The 9,568-nt window shown below is 68.4% G+C and carries 10 protein-coding genes; 5 read left to right on the top strand and 5 right to left on the bottom strand.

Annotation, left to right across the window (positions count from 1 at the left end):
• Positions 1 to 343 precede the first annotated feature (343 nt).
• From NC7_RS11610 to NC7_RS11600, 3 genes are all read right to left on the bottom strand, one after another.
• Positions 344 to 595: an RskA family anti-sigma factor gene (locus NC7_RS11610; protein WP_067981814.1), complete on the bottom strand. Its 252-nt coding sequence runs from the start codon at positions 593 to 595 to the stop codon at positions 344 to 346.
• A gap of 1 nt (position 596) precedes the next feature.
• The gene (locus tag NC7_RS11605; RefSeq protein WP_210740784.1) at positions 597 to 1,214 is read right to left on the bottom strand and encodes a sigma-70 family RNA polymerase sigma factor; all 618 of its coding nucleotides are present in this window, start codon (positions 1,212 to 1,214) and stop codon (positions 597 to 599) included.
• 137 nt (positions 1,215 to 1,351) lie between these two features.
• Positions 1,352 to 1,645 carry a WhiB family transcriptional regulator gene (locus NC7_RS11600; protein WP_022567299.1) on the bottom strand — a complete coding sequence of 98 codons (294 nt, stop codon included), beginning with the start codon at positions 1,643 to 1,645 and terminating at the stop codon, positions 1,352 to 1,354.
• Between the two features lie 622 nt (positions 1,646 to 2,267).
• Here NC7_RS11600 and NC7_RS11595 point away from each other — a divergent pair.
• From NC7_RS11595 to NC7_RS11585, 3 genes are all read left to right on the top strand, one after another.
• A complete protein-coding gene (locus NC7_RS11595) occupies positions 2,268 to 3,098 on the top strand; it encodes a hypothetical protein (RefSeq protein ID WP_067981810.1) in 831 nt (276 codons plus the stop codon).
• Between the two features lie 156 nt (positions 3,099 to 3,254).
• Entirely contained in the window at positions 3,255 to 3,833 is a 579-nt protein-coding gene (locus tag NC7_RS11590; RefSeq protein ID WP_067981807.1) for a sigma-70 family RNA polymerase sigma factor, read from the top strand.
• Positions 3,826 to 4,911, top strand: a complete 1,086-nt coding sequence (locus NC7_RS11585; RefSeq protein WP_067981804.1) for an anti-sigma-D factor RsdA — start codon at positions 3,826 to 3,828, stop codon at positions 4,909 to 4,911. The genes NC7_RS11590 and NC7_RS11585 overlap by 8 nt, the downstream gene beginning before the upstream one ends.
• A gap of 127 nt (positions 4,912 to 5,038) precedes the next feature.
• On the opposite strand, the gene NC7_RS11580 is transcribed toward NC7_RS11585, so the two are convergent.
• Positions 5,039 to 5,452: a DUF5319 domain-containing protein gene (locus NC7_RS11580; protein WP_022567296.1), complete on the bottom strand. Its 414-nt coding sequence runs from the start codon at positions 5,450 to 5,452 to the stop codon at positions 5,039 to 5,041.
• A 214-nt stretch (positions 5,453 to 5,666) separates the two neighbouring features.
• Between NC7_RS11580 and guaB the strand changes: the two genes are divergently transcribed.
• Together guaB and NC7_RS11570 are read left to right on the top strand one after the other, a co-directional pair.
• Complete coding sequence (gene guaB, locus NC7_RS11575) at positions 5,667 to 7,211, top strand: IMP dehydrogenase (RefSeq protein ID WP_084458379.1); 1,545 nt, start codon at positions 5,667 to 5,669, stop codon at positions 7,209 to 7,211.
• Positions 7,212 to 7,489: 278 nt separating this feature from the next.
• On the top strand, positions 7,490 to 8,644 hold the full coding sequence (locus NC7_RS11570) for a GuaB3 family IMP dehydrogenase-related protein (RefSeq protein WP_067981802.1): 1,155 nt from the start codon (positions 7,490 to 7,492) through the stop codon (positions 8,642 to 8,644).
• Here the strand turns inward: NC7_RS11570 and NC7_RS11565 are convergent.
• Positions 8,641 to 9,441, bottom strand: a complete 801-nt coding sequence (locus NC7_RS11565; protein ID WP_067981800.1) for an alpha/beta fold hydrolase — start codon at positions 9,439 to 9,441, stop codon at positions 8,641 to 8,643. The two genes, NC7_RS11570 and NC7_RS11565, sit on opposite strands and share 4 nt — an antisense overlap.
• Positions 9,442 to 9,568: the final 127 nt, after the last annotated feature.

The raw sequence follows: 9,568 nt of genomic DNA, 5'->3' as shown, positions 1-9,568 counted from the left end.
AAGGCGGTCATGACGGACTTAAGTGGTGCCGCGTGGCTGGGAGTGCGGTAGGTGGCGGACTGGGGTGGTGCGGGGTGGGCTGGAAGTGCGGTAGGCGGTGGACTCGGGTGGTGCGGTGTGGGCTGGAAGTGCGGTAGGCGGTGGACTCGGGTGGTGCGGGGTGGGCTGGAAGTGCGGTAGGCGGTGGACTCGGGTGGTGCGGTGTGGGCTGGAAGTGCGGTAGGTGGCGGACTCCAGTGATGCGGTGTGGCTGGGAGTGCAGTTGGTGGCGGGCTCGAGTTGGGCCGTGTTATGACGAAGGCCCCCTGACCGCGATTGGTCTGGGGGCCTTTCGTTGTGCGCTTCAGCTGGCTACGGGGTTTTCTTCGGCGTCGATCGCGGCCAGTAGCCGGGCGCGCAGGGACGGGGGTGGTGGGGTGGCCGTGATTTCCGAGAGGTCGGCGAGGGCCGCGCGGGTGGCACGGACCTCGTGCAGGAACTCGGTACACAGGGTGGGGTCTTCGGTATCGGTGATGGTCTGGATCGCTTGATGGTCTTCGTCGTCGATCAATCCGAGCGCGACGGTGTGCGCGAGATCGATCTGGGCGTCGTTCATCTCACGTCACCCCCAAACTTTTCTTCAGTCGTGTCAAACCGTCCCGAATCCGGGACTTAACGGTCGGTAAGCCGATGCCGAGGTGCTGAGCTACCTCCGCATAGGTCCGCCCGCCGTAGTAGGCGAGCGAGATCGCCTCGCGCTGGGTCTCGGTCAATGTCGAGAGCCCGCGTCGGACGGCCTGTTGTTCGAGTCTGCGTTCCACCTCCTCCGTGACCTCGTCGAATTCGTGACCGAGTACCCGGATCCCGTACGCGACCTCGCGCTGGGTGTGGGCTTGCTCGGCACGAACCCGGTCGACCGCGCGGCGGTGTGCCAGCGTCATCAGCCAGGTCACCGCCGACCCCTTGGCGGGGTCGAAACTCGTTGCGGTGCGCCAGATCTGGAGGTAGACCTCCTGTGTCGTCTCCTCGGCGTACCCGGGGTCGTGGAGCACCCGCAGGATCAGGCCGAAGACGCGGGCACAGGTCCGGTCGTACAGTTCGGCAAAGGCTTGCTGGTCGGCAAGGCCGCATCGTTCCAACAGTGCAGCTAGCTCGACTCCTTCGGCCGCGCGTGCGGTAACCGCAGAATCCACGCTCGGTGGGAAGGCTTCGCTTCGGAACCCATTCTGTGTCATCGGTCACGAATGTAGCCCGAGGCTATGACACCCCTGCGAGCGGGGTGCCTGGAATCGGGTGCCAGCTGTTTGCTAGGAATTCGGCGCCCCACGCAGGATGGATGGGAACGGATTTGCGGAGGGTTCCGCGAAGGGCTCTAGACCGCCATGCGCCGCCGGTTGCGGCGGGCGTGCATCTCGCGTTCGGTCTCGGACATGCCACCCCAGATGCCATAGGGTTCGCTGACCTTGAGCGCGTGGGTGCGGCACTGCATGAGCACGGGGCAGGCCCGGCAGATCTCCTTGGCGCGCATCTCGCGCGCGGTGCGGGCGCGACCACGTTCGCCGTCGGGATGGAAGAAGACGGCCGAATCCTGGCCGCGGCACGAGCCACGCATCTGCCAATCCCAGACGTCGGCGTTCGGACCGGGGAGGTGAGTGGGCATGGGCACGGTGAACTCCTTGTGGTGCGAGCTCGTCAGCGTTGTCGAGCGAGTGGTGCGGCAGGTCAACGCGGCCCCTCGGTTGAGTGGCCGGCTCGACGGTGCCTGACGGTGCCGAGTGGATGGTCGCTGCAATTTCGCGCGGCGCCGTCCCCGGCGATGAGCTACGTTAGGGCTCGGCGGGAAATTCCGTCAATAGTTCCGCGCATTGGTTCAGCAAATCGTCAACGCTGAAATTTAACCTGCGAACTGTTTACATTTCACTCCCCGTCCGTCCATACTGTTCGGTTGGCTATGGATGGGTCGCGTGTCGCTGTGGAAGCGAATACCTATTTCCGCTGGTAGTGGCGTTTTCGGGGCGTTTCGGTTGATCCGCGCCCCGCTCAGTGGGGTGCCCCCGGTCACAGTGCCCTCCCGCGGCCGTAACCTCCGACATGGCGCAAACGGGGCGTACAGGTTAATTGCGAGAAACGCATGTGAATTCGAGACTTTGCACCGCGAGCATCCGGGAGCGGAGATTTACCTGATGGCAACATCGGCCCCGCGAAGAAAAGCTGAACGGTAGCTGCTCGGCCGCGGTGGTGACATATCACGAGAAAGCGTGACGACGCACGGGAGCTAGAGTCACCGCGTGCATACTGCGGCCTCATCGGCGGATATCGGTTCCGAAATCCTCGCTTCGACAGCATTCGGCCCCGTGCCCGGCCGCGCCGCTGCGGAGTTGCCGGAGTCGGTCGACCACCGCGCGCGCTGGCATCGCGCGGTGGCCCTGGCCGGTCAGGGCCGCTATGCCGCCGCCCGCGCCGACCTGCGCGTCCTCACCCGCGCCTCGCTCGATCCCGGCCTGGCCTCGCTGGTCGAGAGCACTTCGGGCTCGCTGTTGCGTCAACTCGGCTGGCACGATGCGGCCTCGGCCCACGACGGTCGCGCGGCTCGCCTCGCCTGCGCCGCGACCGGAGTCGCCCGCGCCGAGGCCCTGGCCGACGCCTACACCGGATTGGCCGCCGACGCGCTCGGCACCGGCCGCCTGGCCCTGGCCACCAGGCTCCTCGGCCGGGTTGAACCGCTGCTCGACGAGGCGCCTGCCCGGGCCCGGGTGCGCTGGCACTGGGTCCGCGCCGAAACCGCCATGGCCGGGGGCGGATTCGCGCTCGACGACGCCACCCGCGCCGCCACTGTGGCCGCCGGGCTCCCCTCGGTACGACACCAGGTCAAATCGGCCCTCCTCGTCGCGGCCGCCACCGCCGCCTCGGGCGATCTCCCGGCCGCCGCGCGCCTGGCCGAGAATATCGACTGTGAGTGCCGCGACCACGCGCTGCTGCCCCTGCGCTGGGCGTGCGCGATGCTCCGCTCAGGAGTGGCCGAGGACCCTTCCGTCGCCATGACCGCCGCGCGCGAAGCCGCAGATCACGCCGCCCGAATCCGCTCCTTCGGTGGTGACTTCCGGCCACCGCGTCGGTGAGGCCGTCCGGTGATCTTCCTGAGAGCACGCTCAGAACAACCCGGGGCCGCTGGCGGGTGATCATCGGGTCGCTATTGTTAGTTCCGTTCCGCCACATCGGTGGAAGCTCGGTCACATGTGACCGCGCCACTCGTAACGCCAGGAAAATCTCTGACGATGACGCATATGGGCGAAGAGTTGGACCTCGCCGTCGCTGCGGCTGCGCAGGGCGACAGGGCCGCTTTAGCTCAGGTACTGGAACTGGTCCGTCCCTTGGTGGTTCGCTACTGCAGGGCCCGGATCGGTGCCGCGGAGCGCGGGCAGCTCTCCGCGGACGATGTTGCGCAAGAGGTCTGTTTGGCTGTGATGACCGCCCTGCCCCGCTATCAGGATCAGGGTCGGCCCTTCATGGCCTTCGTGTACGGGATCGCTTCGCACAAGGTCGCCGACGCCCATCGCAATGCCGCCCGTAACAAGGCGGAGGCGATGGCCGAAGTACCAGATGTCATATCCACCGACCACGGCCCGGAACAGCGAGCTCTCGACTCGGAGACCAGCAGGCAGATGAACACTCTGCTCGCCACGCTCCCCGAGAAACATCGGGAAATCCTGATCCTGCGACTGGTGATGGGTCTGTCAGCAGAGGAAACCGCAGTCGCCGTGGGCAGCACGGCGGGGGCGATACGGGTGGCCCAGCACAGGGCACTCGCAAAACTGAAGTCACAAGTGGCGAGGGCAGGTGAAATGTATGGCTAGGGATGGCGAGCGCGGTCGAGGCGACCGGAAGGTTTGGCGTGGGTCGCACGACAGCGGTCCCTACGCCGCCGAGGGTACCGGCGATTCCGGTCCGGTCGACATCGCGGCGGTGCGCAGCGACGATGCGCTGATCGACGCGATCGCGAGCGACGGACCGGTGCATACCGACAGCCCCGAGGAGTTCCAGCTGGCGTCACTGCTCGCGGATTGGCGGGCCGATCTGCTGGCCGAGCCGATGCCCGCGGGTCCCGATCTCGACACCGTCTTCGCGGCGGTCGATCAGGAGATCGGTGCCAGGCAGGTTCGAACCGGAGCCTCCTCGCGCGGACGTCTGCGTCTGGTCCGACCCCTGCTGGGGTCCGCCGCGGCACTCGCCGTGGTGTTCGGCGGTATCACGGCATTCTCCTACAGTGCGGCACCGGGCGATCCGCTGTGGCGGGTGAAGGAAGTCGTGTTCAGCGAACAGGCACAGTCCACCGTCGTGGCGCGCGCCGACGACGACCTGGCCGCCGCGCAGAGCATGCTCGCCTCGGGCGATCCGGAACAGGCTCGCGCGAAACTGGAGCAGGCCTCGGCGACCGCCGATCAGGTCAGCGACCCGAAGAAGCGCGAAGACCTGCTGGCCCGGTGGAACCTGCTGCGCGATCAATTGGTGAAGCAGGCGCCCGAACTCGGGCCGCTGCTGCCACCGTTGGTCCCGCCGAGCACCGTGCCGGGTTCTTCCGGTGCACCGTCCCCCTCGCCGTCGGCTCCGTCGCCGTCACCGGCCAAGCCGGGGACCACCGATCCCGCCTCGCCGATCACCCCCGGTGACCCGGGAACAGCCGATCCGAGCGAGCCGCCGGTGATCCTGCAGACGCCCGGTCCCGAGATCGTGGAACCCAGGCCGACCGAGCCGTCACCGCCGCCGGTCACCACCGTGCCGCCGACACCGCCGCCGGTCACCGTGGAACCGACCCAACCGCCCACAACGATCGCAGAACCGCCGCCGACTGTTCCGACGGCGGTTCCGCCGACGCCGCAGGTGCCGACGGCCGTCCCGACCATGACGATTCTGCCGCTGCCCGGCACCCCCTGATCGACACGAAAGAGGCCCCGAACCACAGTGGTTCGGGGCCTCTTTCGTGTCGTCGGTGTGTGGACGGTCCAGCGCGTGCGCGACTCACGCGGGACTGCCCGTCGGTAGTCCGCCGATCAGTGAGCGCTCAGTTGTCGAACCCGTCGAACCCGTCGCCGTGGAAGGCCTCGTTCATCGAGGCGTCCGCGTAGCCACGGCAGTAGTCCCACGTGACGTACGCCTCGGGCGTGGGATCGTAGGCGGGCTCGTGCGGTCGGACGGTGCCGTCGACGAGTAGCTGCAGCAGATTCGCCCGCAGCATGTCCCAGTCGTGGTAGTGATCTTGCCGACAGTCCTCGCAGCTGACGACGAGCCCGCGGATGCCACGATGGGCGAGCAGGGCTTCGTAGACGGCGAGGTCGGCGAGATCTTCCTCGACCGCGAGGCGCTCATGTGGATCCAGCGGCTCACCGGGCTCGATGGCATCGAGCGCGGCAGACGGGTCGGAGGGGTCTCCGGCGAAGGGATCCGGCGGCAGGCCAGGTGGTAGATGGTCACGCACATCCCCACGGTACGCAGTACTTGGTGGTCTGCGCCAGCGATGCACCTGGCAAGTTTTGCGCGAGGGCTCACTGCACAGCGTGTCACGGCCGACCGATACCATGGAATGCAGGCGTCGGCGAGCTTGTTCTCACCGACCATCACGCTTTCCGCTCAGCACCGACGCGCACCATCTCCTGCGTCGGTACTCCGACGACCAGGAGGGGTCGATCCGAATGAGTAATCCCGTGTCGGGCGAACGAATCGCGGTGCGCCCTCCTACGGGTGGCGACGATCCGAACAAGATCGCCATGCTCGGCCTCACGTTCGACGACGTGCTGTTGCTGCCCGCCGCCTCGGATCTCATCCCCAGCTCGGTCGAGACCTCCAGCAGGCTCACGCGCGACATCACGCTGCGCACCCCGCTGGTGAGTTCGGCCATGGACACCGTCACCGAGGCGCGCATGGCGATCGCCATGGCGCGCGCGGGCGGCATGGGTGTGCTGCACCGCAATCTGTCGGCCGCCGACCAGGCCGCCCAGGTGGAGACCGTGAAGCGGTCCGAGGCGGGCATGGTGACCGACCCGGTCACCTGTCGTCCCAACGACACTCTCGCCGACGTGGACGCCATGTGCGCCCGTTTCCGCATCTCGGGCCTGCCCGTGGTGGACGAGACCGGTGCGCTGGTCGGCATCATCACCAACCGCGACATGCGCTTCGAGGTCGATCAGGACCGCCGCGTCGACGAGGTGATGACCAAGGCGCCGCTGATCACCGCCCAGGAGGGTGTCACCGCCGAGGCCGCGCTCGGTCTGCTGCGCCGCCACAAGATCGAGAAGCTGCCCATCGTCGACGGCAACGGCCGCCTGCGCGGGCTCATCACGGTCAAGGACTTCGTCAAGACCGACCAGTACCCCAACGCCACCAAGGACCGCGACGGCCGCCTGCTCGTCGGCGCGGCGATCGGTGTGGGTGAGGACTCCTGGTCGCGCGCGATGACCCTGGCCGACGCGGGCGTCGACGTGCTGATCGTCGACACCGCGCACGGGCACCAGTCGCAGGTGCTGCAGATGGTCGCCAAGGTGAAGGCCGAAGTGGGCGACCGCATCCAGGTCGTCGGCGGCAACGTCGCCACCCGGGCCGGTGCCGCCGCGCTCGTCGAGGCGGGCGTCGACGCTGTCAAGGTGGGTGTCGGTCCCGGCTCCATCTGCACCACCCGCGTGGTGGCCGGTGTCGGTGCGCCGCAGATCACCGCGATCCTCGAGGCCGTCGCCGCCTGCAAGCCCGCCGGTGTCCCGGTGATCGCCGACGGTGGCGTGCAGTACTCCGGTGACGTGGCCAAGGCCATCGCGGCCGGTGCGTCCACGGTGATGCTCGGTTCGCTGCTCGCGGGCACCGCCGAGTCGCCCGGCGATCTGATCCTGGTGAACGGCAAGCAGTTCAAGAGCTACCGCGGCATGGGATCGCTGGGCGCGATGCAGGGCCGTGGCCAGGCCAAGTCCTACTCCAAGGACCGCTACTTCCAGGACGACGTGCTCGCCGAGGACAAGCTGGTCCCCGAGGGCATCGAGGGCCGGGTCCCCTTCCGTGGCCCGGTGAACCAGGTGATCCACCAGCTCGTCGGCGGCCTGCGCGCCGCGATGGGCTACACCGGTTCGCAGAACATCGAGCACCTGCAGGGCGCCCAGTTCGTGCAGATCACCGCCGCGGGCCTCAAGGAGAGCCACCCGCACGACATCACCATGACCGTCGAGGCTCCGAACTACACCGGCCGCGGCTGAGTACAATAGATGCGTTTGTGCTCCGGGGGATAAGCTCTCGGAGCACACTCGCGTGAAGACCAGAGCCCGAGGTGCTCATGAGCGTCTCCTTCGTCCATAACGCACCCCGCACCCGCGCCCGGCGAGGAGCGGCGGCCACGAAGTGGCCGGTTCGCGGCCGGGTCGCCGGTCAGGTGCCGCGGCGTAGGCGACGTAGGAGCAAGCCGCGGTACCTGACCGGCGACCCCGCAGGGGCCGCGAACTCGAGCGCGCCAGCGCTCAGAAAGCAGAGCGTAACTGTGCGTGACATGGTGGAAATCGGGATGGGTCGGATCGCTCGGCGGACCTACGAGCTGGACGATGTCGATATCGTTCCCTCGCGGCGGACGCGGTCGTCGAAGCAGGTCTCGTTGGCCTGGCAGCTCGACGCCTACCGTTTCGAGATCCCCGTGCTCGCGCATCCAACCGACGCGCTGGTCTCGCCGGAGTTCGCGATCGAGCTCGGGCGGCGCGGTGGCCTCGGTGTGATCAACGGTGAGGGTCTGTGGGCTCGGCACGCGGATGTGCAGGCCAAGATCGATCAGCTGATCGATCTGGTCGACAAGGGGGGTTACGAACGCGCGATCTCCTTACTCCAGGAACTGCACGCCGCCCCGATGCAGCCCGACCTGCTCGCCGCCGCCGTCGCCCAGGTGCGCGCCGCCGGGGTGACCACCGCCGTGCGGGTGAGCCCGCAGAACGCCCGCGCGCTCACCCCCGCACTGGTGCAGGCCGGGGTCGAGCTGCTGGTGGTGCAGGGCACCATCATCTCCGCCGAGCACGTGGGTGACGGCGAACCGCTCAACCTCAAGACCTTCATCGCCGAACTCGACGTGCCGGTGGTCGCCGGTGGCGTGAGCGATCACCGCACCGCCCTGCACCTGATGCGCACCGGCGCGGCGGGCGTCATCGTCGGATACGGCTCCTTCCCCGGCGCCACCACCACCGGTGAGGTGCTCGGTATCGGTGTGCCGATGGCCACCGCGATCGCCGACGCGGCCGCCGCGCGCCGCGACTACCTCGACGAGACCGGCGGCCGCTACGTGCACGTGATCGCCGACGGTGACGTGGCCACCTCCGGCCAGCTCGCCAAGGCCATCGCCTGCGGCGCCGACGCCGTGATGCTCGGGGTGCCGCTGTCGGCGTCGGCCGAGGCGCCCGGTCACGGCTGGTACTGGCCCTCGGCCACCGCACACCCGTCGGTGCCGCGCGGTTCGTTCCTGCCGGTCGACGAATCCTGGCTCGACGGCCCCGACGGTGCCACCGACCGCCCGAGCCTCGAGCGCGTCCTCTACGGCCCGTCCGACGACCCGTTCGGTTCGCTGAACCTGGTCGGCGGCCTGCGCCGCTCGATGGCCAAGGCCGGTTACTCCGACCTCAAGGAATTCCAGAAGGTCGGGCTCAGCGTCCGCTAGCGGACGTGGGCCAGTGACACCCGTTCGCGCAGGAACCGGCCGATGGCGGCATTGACCGGTTCCGCGTGGGTCATCGTCACGCCGAGGCGGGCGCCGTCGATCTCCACGTAGGTGGAGGCGGTGAGGCCGTCGGCGAGCATGCGTGCCCTTTTCCCGGCGATACCACTGTGGGTGGCGTGGATGACCAGCGCCGGGCAGGTGATCTCGGGTAGTCGTTCGAGCACCGAGTCGCGCCCGAGCAGGCAGCCGACGGCGGCGTCGAGCCCGTTGTGCGCGTCGCCGACCCAGCGGCGGGTCCAGATCTCGCGGTGGTGGTTGTCGTCGCCGATGAGCCAGTCGGCGAGCTGGGTCGCGGCTTCCTCGCGGGAACCCCGGTCGTGCCATTCGTCGAGGAAACGCTGTGTGGCGGTGGACTGTTCGCGGGTGGGTCCGTGGGCTTCGGTGCTGATGAGGATGAGCGCGGCCACCCGTTCGGGGGCGACGAGCGCGGTGCGCAACGCGGTGAACCCGCCCTGGGCGGTGCCGCCGACGATCGCGCGTTCGACGCCGAGCGCGTCCAGCACGGTCAGCGCGTCGCGGGCGGCGGTCCAATAGGTGAACGGCAACCGCTGATCCTTGGTGCGGCCGTGGCCGCGCGCGTCCCACGCGACGACGCGGAATTCGGGGGCGAGCGCCGCCTGCTGTGCGTCGAACATCGTGCGGTCCATGAAGAATTCGTGGGCGAGCAACACCACCGGACCCGTGCCACCGCTGTCCTCGTAGTAGATGTCGGCATCGATCGCGCGGGCGAATGGCACGAGACGAGGATAGTCAGCAGCACCCGGGCACGCGCAAGGAATCCCGGTGCGTCGTGGTCTGTCACAGCGTGGCGCGGCGCGGCATCGATGCCCCCTGCTCGGCGCTGGGCCACCCTCACTAAACTGG

This window comes from Nocardia caishijiensis NBRC 108228 (assembly GCF_001612825.1).
Taxonomy (GTDB): domain Bacteria; phylum Actinomycetota; class Actinomycetes; order Mycobacteriales; family Mycobacteriaceae; genus Nocardia; species Nocardia caishijiensis.
Note: the sequence above shows the minus strand (reverse complement) of the source record. Positions and strands in the feature narration are given on the sequence as shown.

Excerpts from the sequence above, each read along its gene's own strand:
- NC7_RS11590 (WP_067981807.1), top strand. The coding sequence starts at position 3,255 with ATGACGCATATGGGCGAAGAGTTGGACCTCGCCGTCGCTGCGGCTGCG.
- NC7_RS11610 (WP_067981814.1), bottom strand. The coding sequence starts at position 595 with ATGAACGACGCCCAGATCGATCTCGCGCACACCGTCGCGCTCGGATTG.
- NC7_RS11585 (WP_067981804.1), top strand. The coding sequence starts at position 3,826 with ATGGCTAGGGATGGCGAGCGCGGTCGAGGCGACCGGAAGGTTTGGCGT.
- NC7_RS11605 (WP_210740784.1), bottom strand. The coding sequence starts at position 1,214 with ATGACACAGAATGGGTTCCGAAGCGAAGCCTTCCCACCGAGCGTGGAT.
- guaB (WP_084458379.1), top strand. The coding sequence starts at position 5,667 with ATGAGTAATCCCGTGTCGGGCGAACGAATCGCGGTGCGCCCTCCTACG.